A 21,794-nucleotide genomic window follows, 5' to 3' on the forward strand; every position below is an offset into this window, starting at 1 on the left:
ATCGACAGTAAATTAAACGTAATTTATCCGATGGCAAATTCACTGAATTCTCGCATATTAGGAGGGTCAAAACCTAGTATAATGTCTTGTTTAGGAACTCCTAATTCTACGAGTTCATTGGCAATACCCACCTCGGTTCCATCCTGCTGAATCCAAATTTTATTGTCGATAATATCTAGGTGCAAAACCGGGCCATAAATTCGCTCCTGATTGCGCCAGCCTACATAGACTAATTGATAACGATCGCGGTCGGTATCAAAGATAGTTTCAGCCTGAATTCGCTCATCCCAAACCAGACTGGCGTGTTGGGAGAGAAGATTTTGGATGTGCTGCCTATAAAGTTCTACATTTGCCATTGTGCGATTGCCTCCCGCTCTATATTGTAAATAATTAAATAAATTTTATTTTGTTTAACTAAAGAGTGAATAAAGCCCATTGTGAAAAAACTATGGTAGACATTGCTGGGTATTGCCAGATATAAAATGCGGTCTGCTTCTTGTTGTTGTAAAGCTGCTCTATAACTAATGAATTGTCCTAAAGCTGTGTAAAACTCGGATATTTTGGATGGGCCAATAAAGCTTTTGATTTCAACGGCGATTTTCTGTCCGTCTTTTTGGGCCGCAACCACCTTTTCAGCCCCCAAGTCAATGTAAAGCTCTAGAGTTCCAGCTTGTAAAGTGTATGGATCGTGAGTAATCTGCCATCCATCTTTCTGGAGAGCGGTTTTAACAACTTCGTGAAAGGCATCTTTAGCAGGCATGGATGTACTGACTCGTTGTGTTTAATATCTTGGATAGTTGTATTTTAATAATAATAGAGATTTTGGAGAAAGCAAAGCTAATATTTATAATTAGATAACCGCATCAATATTGGCTGCTGAGTGTCGCGAATAGGATAGTCGTTCAGCTTCGGAAAATGCTGGGGCGAGATAAAACATCGAATAGTAAGCACGAGAAGTAGCAAATTCAGGCTTACAATTTGTTTAACTCCCGATCGCAAGGATTGGCAAAAAAAACGCTAAACAGTCGAGATTGCTCCATGTTGTTCGATTCGACTTTACTCCGAACCGCCAGACTCACCTATCGTGCCTATTTGGAAGTACACTCCGACCAAATGCAGCGTCCAATGGGCGTAGTAATTAACACAGTAAACAGCCGAGGTCAACTAATTTTCTCATCGAAGCCAGTGTTATTACCCGATGAATGTTACGTACCTTTTGAGCATATTGAATCGCAAATTTATTAGTAAACTGGTAACGCCGCCCTCTAAGTGCTAAGTAGTCGGACATATAGCAGTTCGGCTTGAGGCAGGAGGAAAATGCAATACTAGACATGGTTTAGGCGATTTAGAATGTCCTAACCGTTATGGCGGTTGCTATAAATAAACGCAACCATGTCATTGCGAACGGAACGATAGTGAAGTGAAGCATAAGCGCTACGCGCAGGCTTCGCCAACGCAGGGGTTTGGGATTGCTTCGCTGGGCTCGCAATGACATTATTTATTTTTGTCCAACTACTTATCGCAACTCCCAAGTCAGTTAGGACGCTCGCTTATTGCTAAAGTCTGCTTATTCTATTCCCTTCTTCCCTTCTTCCCTTCTTCCCTAGCCCCTAGCCCCTAGCCCCTCTTTCCTCTTCCCTAGCCCCTAGCCCCTAGCCCCTTCTTAATGGAAATACTCACCGCTCTGCCTTTTGCCTTAATTATATTTGTACTAGGAGCCTCAATTGGCAGTTTCCTCAATGTCGTAGTTTATCGGCTACCAGCAAAATTGTCCGTGCTCTGGCCGCCGTCTCGCTGTCCTCAATGCTTACATCAACTCCGACTCTCCGAAAATGTACCAGTATTCGGCTGGCTGTGGCTGCGGGGGCGGTGTAAGCACTGTCGAAGTCCTATTTCTGCCCGCTATCCAATTGTAGAAGCAGCAACGGGTCTGATGTTTTTGCTAGTTTTCTGGAGGTTCGGGGTAACGCTAGAAACTTTGGGTTACTGGACGTTTTTTAGCTGGCTTTTAGCTTTATCTTTAATTGATTTAGACACCATGACCCTTCCTAATGCCTTAACTCGGTCAGGATTGGTTCTCGGTCTAGTTTTCCAAGCATTAAATGGTTTATTGCCCAACTTTAATCTCGCAGTTGGGATCGATCGTCTAGTATTAACGGGTGTTACCGGTGCAGTTGTTGGTCTTTGGTTGTTTGACATCATTGCCTTAGCAGGTTCCCTTGTCTTTGGGCAAACTGCGATGGGAGCGGGAGATACTAAATTAGCAGCGATGATGGGAGCGTGGTTAGGCTGGAAATATCTACTACTGGCGGGGTTTCTCGCCTGTACTCTGGGGGCATTTGTGGGTGGGGGTGCGATCGCATTGGGCTGGCTTGGTCGCCGCCAACAGATGCCCTTCGGGCCATTTTTGGCTTTGGGCGCAGTATTAACAGCTCTTTGGGGCGAGATGATAATATCTATTTATTTGCAGTTATTTTTCCCTAATTTTAGCCTCTAATTAGGTATGTTTACTCAGATAAATAATTGGCAGATAGCCTAGTCCCTTAAATTGGTAAGATAATCTGTGTCTTGGATTACGCTAAAAACTACTAGCTTCCGCTGGGAAGCCGAATTGATGGAGCAGTTACTAGCCGCTCATCAAATCCCGGCTCGGATTGTGGATTTGGGCTTAGCATCGTATTTGGGAGCTGGGAGTGCCACAGCTTTGCAAGTCCGACCGCAAGACAAGTGGGCGGCATCGCTCCTAATCAGTCCGATTGAGGAAGATCCAGATAACGGTTAACAGTTAACAGTTAACAATTAACAATTAACAATTACCAATTACCAATTACCAAGTTTTAATGTCTTTATTTGACTGGTTTGCAGATCGACGAAAAGCAGTGCCAAATTCTGAACAGCGGCCCGAACGCGAAATTGCTGACGGGCTGTGGATTAAATGCGAAGCTTGTGGGGCGCTCACCTATGCCAAAGACCTCCGGGCAAATTTTATGGTGTGCTTAGAGTGCGGCCATCATTTGAGAGTATACAGCGAGGAACGTATCGAGCAGTTGATCGATGCGAATACCTGGAAGGCAATCGATTGGGGATTGTGCGCGACTGACCCGTTAAAGTTTCGCGATCGCAAACAGTATAGCGATCGCCTCCGTGAAACTCAAGAAAAAACTGGCTTAGTAGACGCAGTACAAACGGGACTAGGCCAACTAGAAAGCTTACCCATAGCCCTTGCTGTGATGGACTTCCAATTTATGGGAGGGAGCATGGGTTCAGTAGTAGGAGAAAAAATCACCCGCCTGATCGAACGCGCTACCCTCGAAGGCTTACCGGCGATCGTTGTCTGTGCCTCTGGTGGTGCCAGAATGCAGGAAGGAATGCTGTCGCTGATGCAGATGGCAAAAATTTCTGGAGCCTTAGAACGGCATCGAGAAGCTAAACTGCTCTACATTCCGGTCTTGACTCACCCTACAACTGGCGGCGTGACAGCTAGCTTTGCTATGCTCGGCGACATTATTATTGCAGAACCAAAAGCAACAATTGGCTTTGCCGGTCGCCGGGTAATCGAGCAAACTCTGCGGGAAAAGCTGCCCGAAAATTTCCAAACTGCTGAGTATTTACTGGCTCAGGGCTTTGTAGATGCGATCGTACCTCGCACCCAGTTAAAGAAAACTTTAGCTCAGCTAATTCGACTTCACCAACCCCAACCGCAAATCAGTTCCGCTTCTAGCGTGGCAGAAAGCTTGAATCCGAGCGATCCCCACATTATACCCACACATACCACTAGCTTCGGGCGATTGCCCTAAAGCGGGCGATCGAAGCAAAGACAGCTAGTTGGTAAAAGGGCATCTGGATGGGATGATATTGATTGTGATTCACAACTGCTTTCGTTTGGTGCTCAAGAGAGATTGATGGCTGGGATCAGTAATACCTGATGGGCGGATATTGGGATAATCTTTTAAAAAGGTACGCAGGGAATCTGCGAAACCAGGGAAGAATCCCTAAACGCTTCTCTGAGCTAGTTGTAAGACTAGGATAGCAGCCTACCTTTTAAAGCAAAAAGATTGCGCCCAATCACCCTAGCAATAGGGAGATTTAGAGCGAAATCTCGCTTTGAATCCCATCCTCTTTAGGGATGAGAATGTCAACTGTCAGCAACCAATAATTATGGGTTTTGCAGACCTGTCGATTGCAGAAATAGCAGTGGATTACAACGTCCCTGTAGAAGATGTACTGCGTTTGTGCGATGAGTTGGGAATTGCTTACAAACATCCGCGAACCCGTTTGGCTTTGGAGGATGTTAAGGCAATTATTTCTAAACTCGATCGAGGCCGTGACTCAGAACCTATTGCAGATTGATCCATTCTGTGTAAAGGGTTCAATAACTAACCTGTTTTTAGGGAGAACCATGCTTAAAAGATATTTCATTGCTGTTGTCACTGTATTCTTGACATTTCAGATTTTTGTCGGCGGTGCCCTTGCTGTCGAACTCAGCGAAGAGGTTCGCACTGTTCCTCTGAACGCTCAGGGTAAAACTGTGGTGTTGAGCCTCAAACAAGTTAAAGAAGGCAAACGCTTATTTAACTCAGCTTGCGCTCAATGCCATGTGGGGGGTATGACAAAAACTGACCCAAATGTGAATTTGAGTCCTGACACTTTAGCTTTGGCATCCCCACCACGCACTAATATAGAAACGTTGGTGGAGTTCATGAAAAACCCAAAGACGTTTGACGGGTTTACCGAAATTTCTGAGTTGCACCCTAGCACTAAAAGTGCAGATATTTTCACTGAAATGAGAAATCTCACGGATGATGACCTTTATGCGATCGCGGGTCATATTCTATTGCAACCGCAGATTATCGGTTCTCAGTGGGGTGGTGGCAAAGGAGCTCGTTAAAGGATTTTAAATTTTAGATTTTGGATTTTAGATGGTGAGGTTGTTTACGGACTGCAAGCATCGAGCGGGTTCGGGGCTGAGCTCTTATCTAAAATCTAAAGTCTAAAATTGTTTGGCCCTAGAATTCAATATCACATTTATATTGCTCGCCCTCATGCTACGCCATAGTGTTTTAGTTCGTTATCTGTTGGGGATTTTAGTAAGTGGGCTGCTGCTATTAAGTGCTGTCCAACCTGCCCGAGCTGATGCTTTAGATCCCTATGTGGTTCGGTATTTGCAAGCCAAAGAACCTATTGAGCTAGAGCTAAACGGTCAGGGAGAAACTCGCTTGTTTTCTGGTGAGGATTTATCGGCGGGCAAACGCCTGTTTGGGCAAAACTGCCTGAACTGTCACGTAGGGGGAGCGACACTACCCAATCCAATGGTATCTCTGTCTTTGAAAGACCTCAAAGCTGCAACGCCTCCCCGTGACAATGTTAGCAGCTTGGTGGCTTTTTTGAGAGAGCCGATGAGTTACGACGGCAGCGAGGAAAGCTATTGGTGCCGAGAGGTACCGGAAAGTTGGATGCCACAGGAGCAAATAGAAAATTTGGCTGCTTTTGTACTCAGAGCCGCTCAAAAGGCTCCGGGATGGGGCGTGGAGAGTTTTGAGAATTGAAAATGGGCGGGAAAAAGGCTGCGATCGCTATTGTGAGTGTATCAACAGGTAAAATAGTTTGGTCAAGATGCTTTGATGTTGGAAAGTCCCCCTGACAGCGAGAGCTGGAGAGGGGAAAAATGTTACTAGAGGAGAACTCAGTTGAAAAGAATCTTATCGATTGTCCTGTTCGCGATCGCAATATTTACCCTCGGTTTTGGTCGCCCTGCATTGGCAGAGGGAAATATCGCTAATGGAGCGAAAGTTTTTGCCGCTAACTGTGCTGCTTGCCATATCGGTGGCGGTAATGTTGTGATGGCTCAAAGAACCTTGAAAAAAGAAGCTTTGGAGAAGTTTGCGATGAACTCTCTAGAAGCCATCACCGCCCAGGTGACAAATGGCAAAAATGCGATGCCAAAATTCAAGGGTCGTTTAAGCGACCAACAAATTGAGGATGTGGCTACCTACGTGCTTTCTCAAGCTGAAAAAGGCTGGAAAGGCTAAATTAGTCTGTGCTAGCTAGGTCTAATAACAAAAAACCCCTGCTTTATATAAGAGGGGTTTTTTGTCATTTTTATAGAGGAGCAACTTTTCGTCTAGGGTGGGCGCAGGTGCTAAAAAAAAATTTCCCAACCCCCTTGACAGTTCTGTAGTATTTGTGTAGTATATAAGTGTGGCAAGCAAAGGAGAGGTCGAAAGCCTCTACAGCAAAAGCCTACCCGAACCTTGACAACTAAATATCTATCAATCTTGAAACGAAGATTAATCAGCGATCGATGTTATTACTTTACACCCGATTTTTCAGTTATGCTCAGACTCCCAGCGAGTCAGAGAAAATTCAACTAGAGCGGCGTAACTTTGACCAAACTGAGACAGATTTAGAGGAAGAGAACTCTATCATACTCAGACAGGAAAAGCCAACCGAAAAAACTGAAAGTCTTAGACAATTGTATCATTTAGAGCGGCGTTTTCTTCTGTAATTATTTGCCAAATTATAAGCTGACTAAATTACAGAACAGACAAGCTACCAAATCCAAATTCAAATCCAAATCCAAATCCAAATCCCAAATCTAAAATATTTATAGGAGGTGCTAGCATGGTTCATATTCGTTTTGAAGGGCGTTCTTACGATGTTGCAGAAGAGCAGCTAGGCATCACGCCCAATATGAATGATGGAGCCGTTAAAGAACGACTCGCACAGCATTTTGATGTCGGGCGCGATCGCTTTCAACCTTACGTCTTAGATCGCCGTCCTACAGGCGATTTGATTATACGCCCAGAGGCAGTTTACGGCTAATTGCTGTCAATTATTAACGTCTAATTGTAGTTAGTAATTAAAGGCGCACCCTAACTAAAAAAGCCTACAAACTGGTAACATTCGAGCAATCGAATAGTAGGTTCGATCCCTGCCCTCTCCGCTTTTTGGAGAGGAGTAAAAAAACAGCTTTTCTGACTTGTGTGCCCTTAATTATTGCACTATTTTCAAGTTCCATTGATTTTTACTTCGCGCCCAGATTGCAAAAGCCTACATACCCTTGGCCAAGAGCATTCGATTAAATCGAAAGGTCAGAGGTTCGATTCCTCTCCATTCCATTATTTGGATGGTAGCTCAGTAAAGTAAAAAGCTTTTCTAACTTGCGCGAAGTAACCCAATCAATTTTGAATGAAATTCACAATCTCAAATCAAATTATCCCGCATCCTAACTGATGAAGCTTACAAACATACGCCTCATAAGCGGGAAGTTGTAGGTTCAAATCCTACCGTCGCCATTATTGGCGATGTAGCTCAAATGGTAGAGCACCAGTTAAAGAGCTTTTTTAACTTGTGCGGGATAAAAACTAGGTAGTTAAACAGCACTTCGCGCCCCAACTAAGGAAGCTTACATACTAGCTCATGGTTGAGCATTTCTCTCTAAAGAAAAGGTCACGGGTTCAACTCCCGTATATGTACCCAAGGCTTTCTTAACTTGCGCGAGGTGATTTTAACTGCTTAAAAAATGGACGTTGATTCTGGGTTTTTACCAAAAATAAAAAGATGAATGATGTTGAAATTGAACCTGAATTTGATGTCATTCTATCAGAAGTTCCAGCCGATAGAATACTTGCAGTTATCAAGACAATTAGAAGCATCACAAATCTGCCACTGTTGGAAGCTAAAAATTTTGTGAACTAGCTGCCAAGGGTAGTTAAGGAAGCTGTAGACTATAACTCTTGTAGCGATATTAAGCAAAAGCTAGAAGCAGCAGGTGGCAAAGTTTTGATTAAAACTCGCTGACAGTTATTTCTGTTAAAAATTGAGGGTTTCACTTCGCATCCTAACCGATAAAGCCTACACACTTTACTAACTATAGGGCTCTAAGGTAGCGATATTCGGGCGACCGACCTAGCGAAGCATTCCAAGTCTCTTGTTAGATGAGGTTTGCGTGTCCACTGCCAGGTAAAACTGGTAAGAACAGCCGTGCTTAAAGCTTTTTCGACTTGTGCGAAGTATTTTGCCTTAGCATTTCTTGGGTGTTTGATTATTAGGCTTCTTGCAATAATATTCCGGCGATTGAAATCGCGCCTACACAAACAAAGTCCGCCTACGCGGACTAATGAGATCGATAGATTTTTGCAATCGGTTTATTCTGCTGTATTACTCTCAAATTAAGGGTATTTATGAGCGAACACCGCTTAGGTGAAAATGTGATTGAGCGCCCTCGTTCAGGGTGGAGAATCAGCTTAAAAAAGGTGACTGGGTACAAGAAACACCTAACAAAGATTACTGAAGAAGCAAGTACAGACGGACTGCTTAGACCTTACTTAATTAAGCCGAGAAACAAGACAAAATACTTTTCTGATTGTCTTGGCCCGCTGTACCGTTGGCTGCGTTCAAAAATAGGGAAACTCTGGGATGAGGTTTATAGAGAAATGTCCCAGTTGGTTGATATCACTACTTTATCGGGTCAACATATCCTTTCTCATGTTTGGAGTTATGTAGAACGAAATGTTGTGATTATTGATGGGGTTCCTTACCCTAAAAGCTCTGCCTATCATTACCAGCCAAATCGCATTGGTTATTCCCAAGAAAAACTGTATATTCACCCAGATTCTGGCATTCTCTGTTTAGCTAAGAAAATCCCATACAAGCCTCCTGAAAAACCGAAAGATTTTTTGAGAATCGATGCCTACCATCATTACCGTAAGATCGATGATATTTGGTATCTAATTACGCTGGCAGATATTCCTTTTCTGAGTTTGGGTGCTGATGTTGTTTTGAAAACTAATCTGACTCGCGATCGCGGGTGGTGGGAATACGGAAAGCCTGTTTATGCTGTTAGTAAACAGCAGTGTAGTAAGAAACAAATTAAGTTTATTATGCAGCAACTTAGCAAGGTTTAAGGTTTTTACTTCGCGCCCTAACTGGGAAAGCTTACATACTAGCCAAATTGGAAAAGGCGCTTGATTTAGGTTCAAGATTATGCAGGTTCAATCCCTGCGTATGAACAAATGGCTTTTTTGACTTGCGCGAAGTAATTTTTTTCTAATAGATGCGCCAGGGGTTAAAACCCCTGTCTAAGAGCAAAAGTCGGTTAAAACCGACTAAAGATTTTTGTAGTCCTCTTCAGAGGACTTAAGCTATGAGACAGGGGTTTTAACCCTTGGCGGGTAAGTGGGTAAGGCATAAAATGTCAGTGAAAGAAGAGCGACAGATGCCTCTAAAAAATTCTCTATTAATTCAAAGGAGATAATAGTTATGAATATGAATACAGCCGAGCGAGATTTACGTTTAGAAATGCTTAATAGTTTGCTAACTACACCTCACCGCCAATTAGAAAAGGTGACAGAAATTCACAAGTTAATTGTGGAAATTGACCCGATTTTTTACGGTCATTTAGCGGTGTGGTATCAGCACAATGGCGACGTGCGCGATCATAAGGAAGTTTTTGTCGGAAATTTGCTAACAAGTAACTTAACTGAGCACAGAGATGCTGGTTTTGTGATGTTACAAGAGTTCCCTCCTTATGAGGTTTCACGGATTGTGGACTTTATGAAGGTTCACCGGGGAAAAGTGCCGCGATCGGCGCGTACTGCTGTGACTCGCTATCTGAAATCGCGCGAAAAGAATCCGCAGTTTTTCGATCGCGCTGCAATGCGGGGACGCAAGGCGATGAAGCATTTGTATGCGAGTTTGCATATTAAACCAAGCGATCGTGCTGATTCTGTCCTGTTTAAGGACAATCCGCCAGAGGACAGTCTGGCGTTTGTACTCAAGCAGTTGGCGAAGGCGGCGACTCCAGCGGATCAGGCGATGTTGATTGTCGAGCACAAGATTCCTTATGCGATCGCAGTTGGCGCAGTAAAACAACTAACACCAACTGTATTGGTAGCATTAATTGATTCGATGTCACCGCAGGAAGTAATTAATAACTTGAAATCCATTCAAAATCGCGGTGCAATGGATCACCCAGAAGTCAAAAAATTGATTGATGGGAAGTTGGATCAAGCCGCGAAAAGCGATCGAGTTTCTGCTTTTAAAGCTAGTGTTGCCGGCGATGGCGCTCAATTTGATGCAGCGACGGCGGCGAAACTGGAAGCGGTGACAAATGAACAGGTAAAAAGACGCGGTAAAATCGCTAAATCTACTGGTTTGCTAGTAGATAAGTCAGGTTCCATGACGAATGCAATCGAAGTTGGTAAGCGTCTTGCCGCGTTAATTTCTGGTATTTCCGATGCCGATTTGTTCGTCTATGCCTTTGACACGATGCCCTATTTTGTAGAGGCAAAAGGTAAGGAATTGACGGACTGGGAGCGTGCTTTTAAGCATCTTCAGGCAAATGGTGGTACTAGCTGCGGTTGCGCTGTGGAAGTGATGCGGAAGAAAAAGCAGGTGGTTGAGCAGTTTATTTTGGTGACAGATGAAGGTGATAATTCTACACCTTTATTTGCCGATGCTTATACTACTTATTGCCGCGATTTAGGGGTAATGCCGAATGTAGTGATCGTGCGAGTTGGTTCTCATTCTAATTATGTTGAGAGTCAATTGAAGCAGAAGCAAGTGCCGGTGGAAACCTTTACGTTTGCTGGTGATTACTATTCATTGCCGAATTTGGTGCCGATGCTTTCTCGTCCTTCGCGGTTGGAGTTGCTGATGGAAATTCTGGATGTGGCTTTGCCGGTGAGAGATGATAAGTGATAATAATGGGGCTGGTAAATAAAACAAGCCCCATTAATCATTTTTTTTAAATTTACTGATCGGAGGGAGGTAGATAGTAACGGTGTTTTTGAGTAGGCTTTAACAAGTGTTTTGTTGTCTTTGAAAATGATTCCCAGTACGCTGAAACTATCTCTCGGAGCCTTCTTATGATATCATCAAGTGAATCTTTCCAAGATACTGAAGAAAGTTGCTTAAAGTATTGATCTAATCCCAAAGTTTTCTCGTTATTAGGATCGAGAAAAATTACAGCAAAATTCCATTCTTTTTCTTCTTTTGCTAACTGCTCTACTGATTTTCGTTGGTTAAAACTGCGGGGAGGCAAACCTATGACCAAACAATATCTCATGTTATATTTGTTTGCATAAGTCTTCACTTGACTTTTAGCGTGCCATATATCCTCACGGGATAACACCTTTTTAACTTCTATCACAGTGCTAATATCTGGACAAATAATATCTGCTCTGTATACTACATCGTCATATTTGTAAACTTTTTCAATGGAATTGTTTATTCCTACTGATAATAAATACTGGCTAATAAAGACTTGAATAGGTTTTTCTTTCGACTTATACCAGTCATTTTTAGTCGGCGATATTTCTAAAACCGCAAGCTCTACATTGTCAAAAAATTCACCCGATTCACAAGATTCAACCGACTCACCCGGCTTAATCCAGCCATCCGAGTCATGCAAGAAGTCATGATAAGATGATTGGATATGTTCTTCAGATGGCATAGTTAATTAAGTTTTATAGAAATCAGAGTGTAGTCATTGGATGGGAGGATAATTTGATCGGTAAGATTCCCAAAATCATACTACATTTTAACTGAGGATAGACAGTGCGATCGCGCTTAAGCTAAACTAGAACTATAGCCCCTCAAACAGTTACAACACTCATGGCTAACATTAAAACAGATCTTTCCCTCCCCGATTCACTCTATAACCAAGTATCTATCCTGGCAAATGAGATGCAGATTCCTGAAAATCAACTGTTTATTTTAGCAATGGAAGACTATTTGCATCGCCATCATCAACAAGAACTCCTAAAAAGCATCAATGAAGCCTATGCAGATGGACTAGATCCGTCAGAGCAAGCTATGTTAGAGGGAATGCGTCAACATCAGCGACAATTGGCAGAAACAGAATGGTAATTCACCAAGGAGATATTTACTGGATTGATTTAGGACAGCCAATTGGCTCAGAGCCAGGTTATGTTCGTCCTTATGTAGTCATTCAAAATGATATATTGAACAGTTCTCAAATCAGGACTGTAATTGTTTGTGCTTTAACTACTAATATCAAGCGAGCGAGGGCAATGGGGAATGTACTACTTGAAGCAGGTGAAGCATGAGTCACTATCCACCCCTCCGAGACAACAAACGTTCTCTAATTCCTTGAGGATTGAATTTAGCCTCATTCTGTCTGCGAACTTCCCTCGCTAATACTTGCCGCTGCTGCAAATACGCCTCGACATCTTCCTGATGCTGCAAATAATAAGCAATTGTGGCATACACATCTGCTAAACGCAAAGATGGATAAGCCAAACAAATTTCCTCAGCAGTTGCACCTCGATTAAAAGAAAATACAACCGTATCAAGGGTTACTCGTGTTCCCCCTACTAGCACTACGCCATCAGCATTAACTGCTAAAGGTAAGGGTGTTGCTGCTATTGAAATAGTCATAATTTTCACCTACTCAATAGGTGGTCATTCAAAACGATATAGATTCAGTTGATGAAAATCAGAATTAAACTAATAATCAGCAAATACAATTTTGCTAATTTCCCCTATCTTCTCCTTCCTCAATCTCACCACCAGAAAAACCCTGAACTGCCTGCCTTACCAATTCAATGTCCAACCCTAACTCACGAGCAATTTGTTCTACACTCAATCCCAGTCGCAAAAGTACAGGCACTGTTTCTACCTTACCTTCTATTTTGGCTTCTTGATAAAATCTTGTCTGCTTCAAATCACCCAATTCCAGCATTTCTTGTATCTCCTGACGACTCAAATTAGCAAACTTATAAACAATGACCGTCTCAATAAATTCTACTACATCGCGGCTAAGGTCTTCATCATCCAACTGCCGCGCCTTTCCAATTAATTGCCGAGCTTCTGCACCCGCTGTTTCTTCTGGCTCTACAATTAATTGTACCATACCTAGAGCTAAAGAGCGATCGCCTGTTTTTTCTAACTCCTCCAAATAGATAATTTTCACCTGCTGGCTCATCAACAAACCTCGATATTGTCTTGGTAAGTCGGGATCGACATTGCGGTTTTTAAACACAGCCACAGCCTGCCAATCTTGAGTAGGCATTTCTTGCTTCAGATACAGGAAAACTTCTGCAAAAAAACGCCAATAAAAATAGTCTTTCTTCTGAAACTGTACCTCAATAAAGTAAATAGGTTTGTCGTTATCCTCATCACTAGGCTTAAACAATCCATCGATGGTAAAATTCGGTTGTTTGATTTCTACTGAGGTAAAATGATAAGCTTCAACCTCAGAAGAAGATTGACCAATCAGCTCAAAAAAGCTATGGGGGAACTTCTGAAATAGCTTATAAAAGAGTGAGTCTGTTTTCACTTTATCCTAAAATAAGATAGACTTGCCTACAAAGAAGCTGAAGTCACTTGACTCCAGCCTTCTTTGACACAAAAAGCGGAGGATACACCCTGAGTTATACACTCGGTTTTAAACCTGCATCACAGCTTAATTCTTAGTCAACAACTAAAGAAGGATTAGCACAGAAATCAAACTTCTCCGCCTCTGACATACTCCCATCTTCAAATCCTACTTTTATCCACTGGCTGCAAGCTTCGTGATTAGTCTGTTCACCCCAAACCATCTCTCCTTCACTCTTGGGAGCAATGTTACTTTCCAGAGAAAAGTATCCCCAAGTCTTGCCATCTTCAGATACGAATACCTGGCTAATTGCTGTATCGGTATTGTTCTGAACTGTAAATTTGTATTCCTCGGCTTTGACTGGGTTAGCAAAAATAGATGCTAAGCTCAAGGCTGTACCTGCGGTTGCAACTGCGACTTTTAAGAATTTCGGAGTCATCATAGTATGTCTTTGCATTGTTTTTGGATAAGATAATTTTGTCCTACTTCTAGGATTTGAAATTCAAACCTAACACAAGAACCTGCTTAACGCAATAGTTTAATTGTTACATTCTGCAATTCATCCTTAAAACTAAATGTTTTTAGTGTTAATGTTCAATAACATATAACTTCTATACCATTAAAGTTTCAGGAAAATATTTAATGAGTTTTGGAGGTAAATATAGTGGCAGATATCCGCAATCTTCTGAGCAAACTGGCTGCACAAGAAACGCAGTTGTGCGATACTCAGTTTCTCGCGCCTTGCACTCGCGGGGGACGGGTACGGACAAGGGTAGCTGGAATTGTTTATACTTTCAAGCCAAAGCCGCGTAATTTTGAAGGATGGGGTATTTTTCAGCCAGTTAATGAAAAAGTTGCTCAAGTAGTTGATGAACCCAGTTTGCCACAACTGACGGAATATTTGCAACTACTTGCTCCCATTCGATTGCAACTAGCTTACACTTTGCAAGGACAAACTTGGCTGGCTTATCCTGTTAATGAATCTGATGCTAGACAACGCATTGGTGTTGCCAAACCATTTCCCATCCATTTAGTAACTGAAGGCGCTACTTTTGAGCCAATTATTGCTAGATGGGATGGTAAATCGTGGTGGTTCGAGGATATCGATCGCCGCGCCGATCCGCTGTCATCTGAGGAACTAAGATTGGCGTTAAAAAAGGTGATTTCTCCTCAAGAAGTCCGCTTTAAGGGGATGACACCGGAGATGCGTACTGTCTACGAGTTAGTAGCACAGCAGACTGAGGAATTTAGTCAAAAGTTCCAGCAGCGACGGGATGAAAAGCGCTTACAGGAGGCGCTACAAATGGGTGGGGGAGAGTTGCGAGAGTTTCGCGATCGCGACGACTATTGGCTGATCGAGTGGACTGGTGGAAATGGCGATCGCCACACCAGCGCGATCGCCAAAAATGACCTGACTGTAGTTAGTGCTGGCATTTGTCTAAGCGGACTAGACAGCAACTTTGATTTACAATCATTAGTTGGAGTTGTCGAAGCTAGATAAGTTAGCAATTAGCCATTCGCAATTAGCTATTACCAATTACCAATTACCAATTATGTCAACTTTATTTCACGAACAACTGTATCGAACACCAGCAGTAATGTCACTGTTGAAAAAGTTGCCAGTAACGGTATGTGGCGCTGGTGCTTTGGGTGCTAATATTACTGAGAACTTGGCACGTTCTGGCTTTGAAAACTTAAAGGTAATTGACCGCGATCGCATCGAGGAACGTAACTTATCTACCCAACCCTATTATCGTTCAGATGTGGGCGCATTCAAAGCAAAAATTATCGCCAATAACCTCTACCGCGCTCTAGGAGTTAAGGTCGATCCACAGTCGAAAGAACTAACAGCAGCAAATGCCGCTGTACTACTTGCCAATAGTGCATTAGTAGTTGATACTTTTGATAATAGCATAGGTCGGCAAGCTGTTAAAGATTGCTGTGCGAGTAGGAGTATTCCCTGTCTCCATGTCGGTTTAGCTAGTGATTATGCTGAGGTGATTTGGAATCAAGGCTATCGCGTTCCTTCACCAGCAAATGATGATGTTTGCGATTACCCTTTAGCGAGAAACTTGGTGATGCTGACTGTTGCAGTTGCCTGTGAAGTTATTATTAATTTTGCGGCTACTAAAGAGCAACAGAGTTTTACAGTTACGCTGGGGGATTTTGCCATTAAGCCCTTTATGCTGTAAACTATGAATTTATAGCAATTGTACTTAAAATCAGGAGTAATTGGATAATGAGTATACCACTAGAATGGACAGCAGAAGCTGAGGCAAGGCTCAAGGAAATTCCCTTTTTCGTCCGACCGGCTGCTCGTAAAAAGATTGAGAAATTTGCTCAAGAATTGGGGATAACTCAAATTAATGTTGAAGTTTACGAGCAAGCTAAACAAAAGTTTAATTCTAAAAAATAGGTTTTAATTGAAATTACAATGAATAATCAATTAGAATCAAGATTGCAAGTCGATCGAGTTTTAACTTTCTGGTTTGGTCAATCTGACTCTCCCAACTATGGCCAACCTAAAAAAGAATGGTTTACAAAAGATACAGCTTTTGACGAGGAAGTACGATCGCGCTTTTTCTCAGACTATGAATTAGCCGCATCAGGTAAACTTGACTCTTGGCAAAAATCCCCAGAAAGTTGCTTAGCATTAATCATATTACTAGATCAATTCCCTCGGAATTTATTTCGTGGAAAACCTCAAGCCTTTGCCACTGATAGTAAAGCACTGATTGCTGCTCAATACGCTGTCGATAACAAGTTCGATAGCACCTTTTTGTCTGTACAAAGGTGGTTTATTTACCTGCCTTTTGAACATAGCGAAAATTTGGAACATCAGCGAAAAGCAGTTGAATTATTTTACCAACTTAGCGGAGATGCTGAGAGTAAATCACCTATTGATTATGCCATTCGTCATTTAGAAATAATTGAGAAGTTTGGTAGATTTCCCCATCGAAATCAAATTCTTGGAAGGGAGACAACGCCAGAGGAAGCTGAGTTTATAAAACAGCCTGGTTCTGGTTTTTAGAATCAAGGAAGAAGGGAGAAGGAAGAAGGAAGAAGGAAGAAGGAAGAAGTTAGGGAGAGACGAATAAATTTTTCCCAACTAACAACTAACAACTAACAATTATCCCCGATACTGCACGCGATAAATTATGTTATTACCTTCTTCAGTAAACAACAAACTCCCATCAGGTAAAACTAGCAAACCAACAGGACGACCCCAAGTTTTAGGCCCTGATGGCTCGATCAGAAACCCCTTCAAAAAATCTTCATAATAATTTTGGGGACGACCAACGTTATTAAATGGTACAAACACAATTTTGTATCCCGTTCCAGCGTTACGGTTCCAACTGCCGCGAAACGCTACAAAGGCTCCATTCCGATATTTTTCAGGAAATGTTTTCCCATCATAAAACTGAAGTCCTAAAGCTGCTGAATGCGCTTGAAAAAGTACGTCTGGGATAAGAGTCTTAGCAGCTAAATCTGGGCGATCGCTGATGCCATTTTGCGCGTGGCGCGGATCTAAACGATTCGCTGTAAAATAAGCATAAGGCCAACCGTAAAACTGACCTTGCTGAATTCGTGTCAAGTAATCGGGTACTAAATCGTCCCCTAAACCATCGCGTTCGTTAACTGTGGTGTAAAGTTCTCCAGTTTGCGGATGAAAATCTAATCCTACGGGATTTCGTAACCCATAAGCAAAGGTTTTTTGATTCTGACCGTCTAAATTCATCACCTGTACTGAGGCTCTGGGTAACTCTTCTACACTGGCATTTGATGCCGAACCAATGGAGACATAAAGCTGATTTTTATCTGGGGAGGTGACAACATTTCGCGTCCAGTGTTGGTTATAACCACCTCCCGGTAAGTCAGCAATTTTTTCACCAGTTCCAGTTAGTTGTTGCTGGCCTTGATTGTAGGGAAATCTGCGGACTTCGGCGCTATTACCGAGGAAAAAATAGCGATCGCTAAAGGCCATCCCAAAGGGAATATTTAACCCATTTGCCCTAGTAGCAAAGGTTTCGCGCACATCCGCAACGCCGTCGCCGTTGGTATCCCGCAACAGGCGAATCCGGTTTTGCCGGGTTTCAGTCACCAAAACATCGCCGCTAGGAGTCAGTGCTAACCACCGAGGAGCCTCTAAATTGTTAGCAAAGATGTTAACAGTAAAGCCGGGAGGAACGCGCAAGGCTCCACCTTGGCTAGGCGGTACTACTTGAGGGGATTTTGAGGCGCTTTGGGTGGCGTAGGGTTGCGGTAAATTAGCAACTGTAATGCGGATTGGCTGTGGCGAGAACGTTTCGGTGCGTAATATCTGGCTCGGTGCTGTTACATTTGTCTGGGCTACTGGTGAGGTATTTTGCAGCACTGGGCTAGCTTGTGGGGATTCTTGATTGCTAGAATTGACTGGAGCGATCGCCTGCTTTTCGCGATCGCACGCAGTTATCGACAGCAGCACCAAAATTAGAAATAAAAAGCGCATTTGACACCCCCAGCCTTAGAAAAATCGAAAATCTAAAATCATTGAAGCCACCGCAAAAACGCGGTGACATCAGTTAGTTAATTAAAAGTTGCTGCGATCGTAACCTTACCAAAGTCCTCTCACAGGAGCCGCTGGTTGCATCATCGGAGCAGGAGCCATCGGTGCCTGACGAGCAGGAGCCGCTTGAGGCCGAGCTGGAGGTGCAGGGGGACGCATTGGGGCTGCGGGACGCATTGGCATTGGTGCCGGAGTTGTCTGAGTTTGAGTCTGAGTCCGAGTTGTAGTGGTCATACGAGTCGCCGTACTCGCCGTCACCTTCACATTTGGGATCACTACAATACTTTGCACCACAGAACCGCCGCGAGCTACACTTGCTCTGACACGACTTCCCGGTACTAAACCCATAGTTCCCAGTACCCGCCGTTCAATTAGCAGAGTTCTGTAAGTACCGCCCTCAACATCAACTGTCACCACTTCACCAACAATGCTTTTCACAATGCCTGTGATTGTTTCCACATTCGCTGTTGTATTCATGCCTGCTTGAGCTAATTCACTCTCAGGGTTTGCCATTGCTGGATGCACTACCCCTACTGAAACTAACAGCGATAGGGCTGTACCTGTTAGTAAAGTAATCTTTTGAAGACTCATTGTTTCCTCACTTTTGACTATATTTTTGGATCGGGTTGCTTTGATTGTAAGAAACCACCCTAACCTTTATACCTAATCTATTTTACTCACCTGATGGCAGACTTCAGATAATCGTTAGGTAAAGATTATCTCACCACTATTCATAGACTCTATTCTCCGTCAGGAGTTCCACAACATCATCTTGACAGTTGGGCAGATAGTAAGTTAGGTAAGTTAACTGCGATCGCGGAACCCAATTCCCTAACTAACATCAGTCCTGAGTTGCTGTGGAAACTTACGAAAAACCCCCTAATCGGCTCGCGATCGCGAGCGATCGCACTCACAGGAATTATAATTTTCTTGTGCCTTTCTTTGCCCAGACTCGGCAACGGCTGTTGCTAGTGGGTCACGCGATCGCAGGGTACACTGATATCATAGATATCGGTCTTTCTTCAGACTATAACTGTAGCTAATTTGAAAATAACTCTACCAAGAGGGGGATCTTACTGACGGCAGGGATCGAGGAAGAAATATTAACAATGAAACCTTTCAAGTCAAGGGTCAAAAGTCAAGATTAATCACAGGTTAAACCCAAAAAGAACAATGACTTTCGGATTTAAACAGATTAATCTTGTAGAATACTGTTAGTGAGGAAGTGAGAGAAACAAGCAATGACGAATAGTGGATCTTTATCTAAGAAGCTAATGGCGATGGGCTTGAGTACAGCCCTGTTAACGATCGGCATACAACAAGCGACGGCTGCTCCAGTAACTAATTCAAATCATTCTATCCCCAAAAAAGCTGCTCCTAAAAAGATATCACTTCCCCAGAGTTCGCGGACGATCGGGAAACTAGAATTGCCACCTCTAGGAGATAAAAACACTTTTCTGCCTCCCTTTCAAACTCCCCCAGTTAATCCTTTACAGGAAGTTCGTTTAGTGCTAAGATTGAGAGAACGCCGCGTTTATGTTTACCGCAAAAATGAGTTGCAAACAAGTTTCCCTGTGGCTGTGGGAAAAGATGGTTGGGAAACTCCTACAGGCAATTTTAAAGTTATGCAAATGATTAGAGAACCAAGTTGGGAACATCCTTGGACAGGAGAGGTTGTTCCTCCAGGCCCAGATAATCCATTAGGAAGTAGGTGGATTGGCTTTTGGACTGATGGTAAAAATGTGATTGGTTTTCACGGAACACCTAATCCAGAATCTATCGGCAGACCTGCTTCTCATGGTTGCGTCAGAATGTACGATAAAGATGCTCAAGCTTTATTTGAAAAGGTAGAAGTAGGAACGCCCGTAATAGTAGAACCTTAGAATGTTAACGGTTAACTGTTAAATGTTAACGGTTAACTGTTAGCATAAGCAACCATTTTTCAGAAGGGTATAAGGGCCATGACCTTGATTTTATCTACTCCTTGACGGGGTAATAACCCCGTCAGCATTAAAACTAGATCGCAAGTTGGTAAAAAAATCAAGGATAAAGACCGCGATCGCTCAGCGCTTGAGCCACGCGGCCAACGCCTAGCATATAAGCCGCTAACCGCAAAGACACCTCCCGCGCCTTAGCCAGTTCGCTGACTCGGTGATAAGCTTGCACCATCAACCCTTCCATTTCACGGTTTACCCGTTCCTCGTCCCAAAATACATAGGATTGACCTTGCACCCATTCCAAGTAACTGACTACGACTCCGCCAGCATTCGTTAAAATATCTGGCAAAACCTTGATCCCACGCGCTTCTAACATCTGATCGGCGATCAAAGTAACAGGAGCATTCGCCGCTTCTGCTACGAATTTGGCTTGGATGCGATCGCAGTTTTCCTCAGTAATTTGGTCTTCCAAAGCTGCGGGAATCAGCACATCGCAAGGCAGAGTCAACAATTCAGCATTACTTACCGCCACCCCACCAGGAAAACCCACAATACTGCGGTTATTTTGTTGAGCATACAGTTTCACAGCAGGGATATCTAAACCTTCAGGAGCAAATAGTCCGCCGTTCACATCCGAGACTGCTAAAATCTTAGCCCCCTCTTCGTGCATGAGTAAAGCAGCCGAGCTACCCACATTCCCGAACCCTTGAATCGCGACTCGCGCTCCCGCCAAAGTCTGACCCTGTTCCAGCAGCGCCTCGCGGACAGTAATCATCACACCGCGTCCCGTTGCCATTTCGCGACCCTTAGAACCGCCAATAGACAAGGGTTTGCCCGTTACCACCCCCGGCACTGCATGACCCACATTCATAGAATAAGTGTCCATCATCCAAGCCATTTCGCGAGAGCTAGTGCCCATATCAGGGGCGGGAATATCAACGGCGGGGCCAATATCTTTAATCAATTCAGTAGTGTAACGGCGGGTAATGCGCTCTAACTCACCAACACTGTAGTGAGAAGGATCGATCGCAATTCCGCCCTTAGCACCACCGTAGGGAATGCCCAATAAAGCACATTTCCAGGTCATCAACATCGCTAGAGCAGATACTTCTTGCAGAGTAACAGAGGGATGGTAGCGAGTCCCACCTTTGTAAGGGCCAAGGACATTGGAGTGCTGTACGCGGTGGCCCGCCAAAACTTGCACTTCACCGCTGTCTAGTTTCACGGGAATGGAGACAGTAACTACTTTCCGAGGCTGTTCGAGAATTATCAGCAAGCCTGGATCTATTTGCAATAAGTTACCCGCCAGTTGCAGGTAAGTGCAACTCCGATCCATAGGACAGATGTAAGCGGGCGAGGGAGATTCTTTTGGTCGTAGCGATGTTGTAACCATAGCAACCCTCCTGCGGGGTATGTAGGTAAATTTAATCTCTATACCTAAGCTAACTTGATATTCTGAAGAAAATATAAATTGGTAAAAATCGTTACAGTTATTCGTGAGTAAAAATGATAAAGCTTAAAAATAAGTAAAAAAGCTCATTGACAAATTAACCACCTTGTTAAATTAGCGACTTTTTCGTTTTTATCTAATTTTTAGTTCTGTAGATACAAGGGGTAGTTTCGCCAGTATTTCCAATATTTAAAGCCCACAGCTTCCTTACCCGCCTTGATGTTACAAGCATAATGCAGTCTGTTATCTGTTACCTCCGGCCGCCCCCAGATTAGCTATACTTATCTGTCTCATCAGCAACACTGTACTTAAAAAGGCTTTACAAACCGAAATAAAAGCGCTAATCTAATATTCATCGGGGAACAAAAGCCCCACCGAACCTTGAAAAATACATAAAGCAATCATAAGCACATGACAACTACCTTACAACAGCGCGAAAGCGCTAACGTCTGGGAGCGCTTCTGCGAGTGGGTAACATCCACCGACAACCGGATTTACATCGGTTGGTTCGGCGTTCTA

Annotated in this window: 30 protein-coding genes, 2 tRNA genes and 1 pseudogene; 24 read left to right on the forward strand and 9 right to left on the reverse strand. The window is 43.3% G+C overall.

The genetic code is table 11. The features are described 5' to 3' along the window. Window positions 1-23 precede the first annotated feature (23 nt). Both OSCI_RS01195 and OSCI_RS01200 read right to left on the reverse strand, forming a co-directional pair. On the reverse strand, window positions 24-356 hold the full coding sequence (locus tag OSCI_RS01195) for a XisI protein (RefSeq protein WP_007353007.1): 333 nt from the start codon (window positions 354-356) through the stop codon (window positions 24-26). Beyond that, complete coding sequence (locus OSCI_RS01200) at window positions 344-760, reverse strand: XisH family protein (protein WP_007353008.1); 417 nt, start codon at window positions 758-760, stop codon at window positions 344-346. The genes OSCI_RS01195 and OSCI_RS01200 overlap by 13 nt, the downstream gene beginning before the upstream one ends. 278 nt (window positions 761-1,038) lie before the next feature. Here OSCI_RS01200 and OSCI_RS28095 point away from each other — a divergent pair, with 278 nt between their 5' ends. The 15 genes from OSCI_RS28095 (at window position 1,039) to OSCI_RS31220 (ending at window position 10,701) form a co-directional block, all read left to right on the forward strand. Beyond that, window positions 1,039-1,245 carry a hypothetical protein gene (locus OSCI_RS28095; RefSeq protein WP_007353009.1) on the forward strand — a complete coding sequence of 69 codons (207 nt, stop codon included), beginning with the start codon at window positions 1,039-1,041 and terminating at the stop codon, window positions 1,243-1,245. Between the two features lie 421 nt (window positions 1,246-1,666). Then, on the forward strand, window positions 1,667-2,497 hold the full coding sequence (locus OSCI_RS01205) for a prepilin peptidase (protein WP_007353010.1): 831 nt from the start codon (window positions 1,667-1,669) through the stop codon (window positions 2,495-2,497). Between the two features lie 66 nt (window positions 2,498-2,563). After that, on the forward strand, window positions 2,564-2,782 hold the full coding sequence (locus OSCI_RS01210; RefSeq protein WP_007353011.1) for a hypothetical protein: 219 nt from the start codon (window positions 2,564-2,566) through the stop codon (window positions 2,780-2,782). 58 nt (window positions 2,783-2,840) lie between these two features. Further along, window positions 2,841-3,797 carry an acetyl-CoA carboxylase, carboxyltransferase subunit beta gene (gene accD / locus OSCI_RS01215; protein WP_007353012.1) on the forward strand — a complete coding sequence of 319 codons (957 nt, stop codon included), beginning with the start codon at window positions 2,841-2,843 and terminating at the stop codon, window positions 3,795-3,797. Window positions 3,798-4,158: 361 nt separating this feature from the next. Then, window positions 4,159-4,350: a hypothetical protein gene (locus tag OSCI_RS01220; RefSeq protein WP_007353013.1), complete on the forward strand. Its 192-nt coding sequence runs from the start codon at window positions 4,159-4,161 to the stop codon at window positions 4,348-4,350. 49 nt (window positions 4,351-4,399) lie between these two features. Further along, complete coding sequence (gene psbV / locus OSCI_RS01225; protein ID WP_007353014.1) at window positions 4,400-4,888, forward strand: photosystem II cytochrome c-550; 489 nt, start codon at window positions 4,400-4,402, stop codon at window positions 4,886-4,888. Window positions 4,889-5,042: 154 nt separating this feature from the next. Next, entirely contained in the window at window positions 5,043-5,546 is a 504-nt protein-coding gene (psbV2, locus tag OSCI_RS01230) for a photosystem II cytochrome PsbV2 (protein WP_007353015.1), read from the forward strand. A 141-nt stretch (window positions 5,547-5,687) separates the two neighbouring features. Further along, complete coding sequence (gene petJ / locus OSCI_RS01235; RefSeq protein ID WP_007353016.1) at window positions 5,688-6,029, forward strand: cytochrome c6 PetJ; 342 nt, start codon at window positions 5,688-5,690, stop codon at window positions 6,027-6,029. A gap of 272 nt (window positions 6,030-6,301) precedes the next feature. Continuing rightward, on the forward strand, window positions 6,302-6,505 hold the full coding sequence (locus tag OSCI_RS01240) for a hypothetical protein (RefSeq protein ID WP_007353018.1): 204 nt from the start codon (window positions 6,302-6,304) through the stop codon (window positions 6,503-6,505). A gap of 116 nt (window positions 6,506-6,621) precedes the next feature. After that, a complete protein-coding gene (locus tag OSCI_RS01245) occupies window positions 6,622-6,822 on the forward strand; it encodes a hypothetical protein (protein ID WP_007353019.1) in 201 nt (66 codons plus the stop codon). Between the two features lie 409 nt (window positions 6,823-7,231). Beyond that, window positions 7,232-7,295, forward strand: a tRNA-Met gene (locus OSCI_RS29450). Between the two features lie 111 nt (window positions 7,296-7,406). After that, window positions 7,407-7,479, forward strand: a tRNA-OTHER gene (locus OSCI_RS29455). 81 nt (window positions 7,480-7,560) lie between these two features. Continuing rightward, window positions 7,561-7,698 carry a ribosomal protein L7/L12 gene (locus OSCI_RS28100; protein ID WP_007353020.1) on the forward strand — a complete coding sequence of 46 codons (138 nt, stop codon included), beginning with the start codon at window positions 7,561-7,563 and terminating at the stop codon, window positions 7,696-7,698. 485 nt (window positions 7,699-8,183) lie between these two features. Further along, window positions 8,184-8,906, forward strand: a complete 723-nt coding sequence (locus tag OSCI_RS01255; RefSeq protein WP_007353021.1) for a hypothetical protein — start codon at window positions 8,184-8,186, stop codon at window positions 8,904-8,906. A gap of 355 nt (window positions 8,907-9,261) precedes the next feature. Continuing rightward, window positions 9,262-10,701: a VWA domain-containing protein gene (locus tag OSCI_RS31220; RefSeq protein WP_007353022.1), complete on the forward strand. Its 1,440-nt coding sequence runs from the start codon at window positions 9,262-9,264 to the stop codon at window positions 10,699-10,701. 52 nt (window positions 10,702-10,753) lie between these two features. On the opposite strand, the gene OSCI_RS01265 is transcribed toward OSCI_RS31220, so the two are convergent. Then, complete coding sequence (locus OSCI_RS01265; protein WP_007353023.1) at window positions 10,754-11,455, reverse strand: hypothetical protein; 702 nt, start codon at window positions 11,453-11,455, stop codon at window positions 10,754-10,756. A 161-nt stretch (window positions 11,456-11,616) separates the two neighbouring features. Here OSCI_RS01265 and OSCI_RS01270 point away from each other — a divergent pair, with 161 nt between their 5' ends. Next, window positions 11,617-11,871 (forward strand): hypothetical protein, encoded by a 255-nt coding sequence (locus OSCI_RS01270; RefSeq protein WP_007353024.1) that lies wholly within the window; start codon window positions 11,617-11,619, stop codon window positions 11,869-11,871. Beyond that, complete coding sequence (locus tag OSCI_RS01275; protein WP_007353025.1) at window positions 11,865-12,071, forward strand: type II toxin-antitoxin system PemK/MazF family toxin; 207 nt, start codon at window positions 11,865-11,867, stop codon at window positions 12,069-12,071. The genes OSCI_RS01270 and OSCI_RS01275 overlap by 7 nt, the downstream gene beginning before the upstream one ends. A 4-nt stretch (window positions 12,072-12,075) precedes the next feature. On the opposite strand, the gene OSCI_RS01280 is transcribed toward OSCI_RS01275, so the two are convergent. The 3 genes from OSCI_RS01280 to OSCI_RS01290 all read right to left on the reverse strand — a co-directional run bounded on the left by OSCI_RS01280 (window position 12,076) and on the right by OSCI_RS01290 (window position 13,799). Further along, complete coding sequence (locus OSCI_RS01280) at window positions 12,076-12,402, reverse strand: DUF433 domain-containing protein (protein ID WP_007353026.1); 327 nt, start codon at window positions 12,400-12,402, stop codon at window positions 12,076-12,078. Between the two features lie 94 nt (window positions 12,403-12,496). After that, entirely contained in the window at window positions 12,497-13,303 is an 807-nt protein-coding gene (locus tag OSCI_RS01285; RefSeq protein ID WP_007353027.1) for an Rpn family recombination-promoting nuclease/putative transposase, read from the reverse strand. 133 nt (window positions 13,304-13,436) lie between these two features. Continuing rightward, a complete protein-coding gene (locus OSCI_RS01290) occupies window positions 13,437-13,799 on the reverse strand; it encodes a hypothetical protein (RefSeq protein WP_234708685.1) in 363 nt (120 codons plus the stop codon). Window positions 13,800-14,006: 207 nt separating this feature from the next. On the opposite strand from OSCI_RS01290, the gene OSCI_RS01295 reads away from it, so the two are divergent. The 4 genes from OSCI_RS01295 to OSCI_RS01310 are packed head-to-tail and all read left to right on the forward strand — an operon-like array spanning window position 14,007 to window position 16,373. Then, window positions 14,007-14,843: a hypothetical protein gene (locus OSCI_RS01295; protein ID WP_007353029.1), complete on the forward strand. Its 837-nt coding sequence runs from the start codon at window positions 14,007-14,009 to the stop codon at window positions 14,841-14,843. Between the two features lie 52 nt (window positions 14,844-14,895). After that, window positions 14,896-15,534 carry a ThiF family adenylyltransferase gene (locus OSCI_RS01300; protein ID WP_007353030.1) on the forward strand — a complete coding sequence of 213 codons (639 nt, stop codon included), beginning with the start codon at window positions 14,896-14,898 and terminating at the stop codon, window positions 15,532-15,534. A gap of 47 nt (window positions 15,535-15,581) precedes the next feature. Then, window positions 15,582-15,758, forward strand: coding sequence for a PCP reductase family protein (locus OSCI_RS01305; protein WP_007353031.1), 177 nt, complete (start codon window positions 15,582-15,584; stop codon window positions 15,756-15,758). 18 nt (window positions 15,759-15,776) lie between these two features. Beyond that, window positions 15,777-16,373, forward strand: coding sequence for a DUF924 family protein (locus tag OSCI_RS01310; RefSeq protein WP_007353032.1), 597 nt, complete (start codon window positions 15,777-15,779; stop codon window positions 16,371-16,373). Window positions 16,374-16,472: 99 nt separating this feature from the next. Here OSCI_RS01310 and OSCI_RS01315 read toward each other — a convergent pair whose 3' ends face one another. Both OSCI_RS01315 and OSCI_RS01320 read right to left on the reverse strand, forming a co-directional pair. Further along, the gene (locus tag OSCI_RS01315) at window positions 16,473-17,831 is read right to left on the reverse strand and encodes a PQQ-dependent sugar dehydrogenase (protein ID WP_007353033.1); all 1,359 of its coding nucleotides are present in this window, start codon (window positions 17,829-17,831) and stop codon (window positions 16,473-16,475) included. A 105-nt stretch (window positions 17,832-17,936) separates the two neighbouring features. Continuing rightward, window positions 17,937-18,479: a hypothetical protein gene (locus OSCI_RS01320; protein ID WP_007353034.1), complete on the reverse strand. Its 543-nt coding sequence runs from the start codon at window positions 18,477-18,479 to the stop codon at window positions 17,937-17,939. Window positions 18,480-18,745: 266 nt separating this feature from the next. Between OSCI_RS01320 and OSCI_RS29480 the strand changes: the two genes are divergently transcribed. Continuing rightward, window positions 18,746-18,931, forward strand: coding sequence for a hypothetical protein (locus OSCI_RS29480; RefSeq protein ID WP_148288851.1), 186 nt, complete (start codon window positions 18,746-18,748; stop codon window positions 18,929-18,931). A 198-nt stretch (window positions 18,932-19,129) separates the two neighbouring features. Further along, window positions 19,130-19,771 carry a L,D-transpeptidase gene (locus OSCI_RS01325; RefSeq protein ID WP_007353035.1) on the forward strand — a complete coding sequence of 214 codons (642 nt, stop codon included), beginning with the start codon at window positions 19,130-19,132 and terminating at the stop codon, window positions 19,769-19,771. Window positions 19,772-19,928: 157 nt separating this feature from the next. On the opposite strand, the gene OSCI_RS01330 is transcribed toward OSCI_RS01325, so the two are convergent. Further along, on the reverse strand, window positions 19,929-21,218 hold the full coding sequence (locus OSCI_RS01330; protein WP_019487223.1) for a Glu/Leu/Phe/Val family dehydrogenase: 1,290 nt from the start codon (window positions 21,216-21,218) through the stop codon (window positions 19,929-19,931). Between the two features lie 468 nt (window positions 21,219-21,686). Between OSCI_RS01330 and OSCI_RS29485 the strand changes: the two are divergent. Continuing rightward, window positions 21,687-21,794, forward strand: a pseudogene (locus tag OSCI_RS29485) (photosystem II q(b) protein); the annotation flags it as partial.

The organism is Kamptonema sp. PCC 6506, assembly GCF_000180455.1.
Lineage (GTDB): Bacteria > Cyanobacteriota > Cyanobacteriia > Cyanobacteriales > Microcoleaceae > Kamptonema > Kamptonema formosum.

Coding starts and splice junctions, on each gene's coding strand:
- OSCI_RS01325 (WP_007353035.1), top strand. CDS start 19,130: ATGACGAATAGTGGATCTTTATCTAAGAAGCTAATGGCGATGGGCTTG.
- OSCI_RS01205 (WP_007353010.1), top strand. CDS start 1,667: ATGGAAATACTCACCGCTCTGCCTTTTGCCTTAATTATATTTGTACTA.
- OSCI_RS01270 (WP_007353024.1), top strand. CDS start 11,617: ATGGCTAACATTAAAACAGATCTTTCCCTCCCCGATTCACTCTATAAC.
- OSCI_RS01280 (WP_007353026.1), bottom strand. CDS start 12,402: ATGACTATTTCAATAGCAGCAACACCCTTACCTTTAGCAGTTAATGCT.
- accD (WP_007353012.1), top strand. CDS start 2,841: ATGTCTTTATTTGACTGGTTTGCAGATCGACGAAAAGCAGTGCCAAAT.
- OSCI_RS01320 (WP_007353034.1), bottom strand. CDS start 18,479: ATGAGTCTTCAAAAGATTACTTTACTAACAGGTACAGCCCTATCGCTG.
- OSCI_RS01195 (WP_007353007.1), bottom strand. CDS start 356: ATGGCAAATGTAGAACTTTATAGGCAGCACATCCAAAATCTTCTCTCC.
- OSCI_RS01255 (WP_007353021.1), top strand. CDS start 8,184: ATGAGCGAACACCGCTTAGGTGAAAATGTGATTGAGCGCCCTCGTTCA.
- OSCI_RS01265 (WP_007353023.1), bottom strand. CDS start 11,455: ATGCCATCTGAAGAACATATCCAATCATCTTATCATGACTTCTTGCAT.
- OSCI_RS01240 (WP_007353018.1), top strand. CDS start 6,302: ATGTTATTACTTTACACCCGATTTTTCAGTTATGCTCAGACTCCCAGC.
- psbV2 (WP_007353015.1), top strand. CDS start 5,043: ATGCTACGCCATAGTGTTTTAGTTCGTTATCTGTTGGGGATTTTAGTA.
- OSCI_RS31220 (WP_007353022.1), top strand. CDS start 9,262: ATGAATATGAATACAGCCGAGCGAGATTTACGTTTAGAAATGCTTAAT.
- OSCI_RS01275 (WP_007353025.1), top strand. CDS start 11,865: ATGGTAATTCACCAAGGAGATATTTACTGGATTGATTTAGGACAGCCA.
- OSCI_RS01330 (WP_019487223.1), bottom strand. CDS start 21,218: ATGGTTACAACATCGCTACGACCAAAAGAATCTCCCTCGCCCGCTTAC.
- OSCI_RS01315 (WP_007353033.1), bottom strand. CDS start 17,831: ATGCGCTTTTTATTTCTAATTTTGGTGCTGCTGTCGATAACTGCGTGC.
- OSCI_RS28095 (WP_007353009.1), top strand. CDS start 1,039: ATGTTGTTCGATTCGACTTTACTCCGAACCGCCAGACTCACCTATCGT.
- OSCI_RS01290 (WP_234708685.1), bottom strand. CDS start 13,799: ATGCAAAGACATACTATGATGACTCCGAAATTCTTAAAAGTCGCAGTT.
- OSCI_RS01310 (WP_007353032.1), top strand. CDS start 15,777: ATGAATAATCAATTAGAATCAAGATTGCAAGTCGATCGAGTTTTAACT.
- OSCI_RS01220 (WP_007353013.1), top strand. CDS start 4,159: ATGGGTTTTGCAGACCTGTCGATTGCAGAAATAGCAGTGGATTACAAC.
- OSCI_RS01305 (WP_007353031.1), top strand. CDS start 15,582: ATGAGTATACCACTAGAATGGACAGCAGAAGCTGAGGCAAGGCTCAAG.
- OSCI_RS28100 (WP_007353020.1), top strand. CDS start 7,561: ATGAATGATGTTGAAATTGAACCTGAATTTGATGTCATTCTATCAGAA.
- OSCI_RS01300 (WP_007353030.1), top strand. CDS start 14,896: ATGTCAACTTTATTTCACGAACAACTGTATCGAACACCAGCAGTAATG.
- psbV (WP_007353014.1), top strand. CDS start 4,400: ATGCTTAAAAGATATTTCATTGCTGTTGTCACTGTATTCTTGACATTT.
- OSCI_RS01245 (WP_007353019.1), top strand. CDS start 6,622: ATGGTTCATATTCGTTTTGAAGGGCGTTCTTACGATGTTGCAGAAGAG.
- OSCI_RS01200 (WP_007353008.1), bottom strand. CDS start 760: ATGCCTGCTAAAGATGCCTTTCACGAAGTTGTTAAAACCGCTCTCCAG.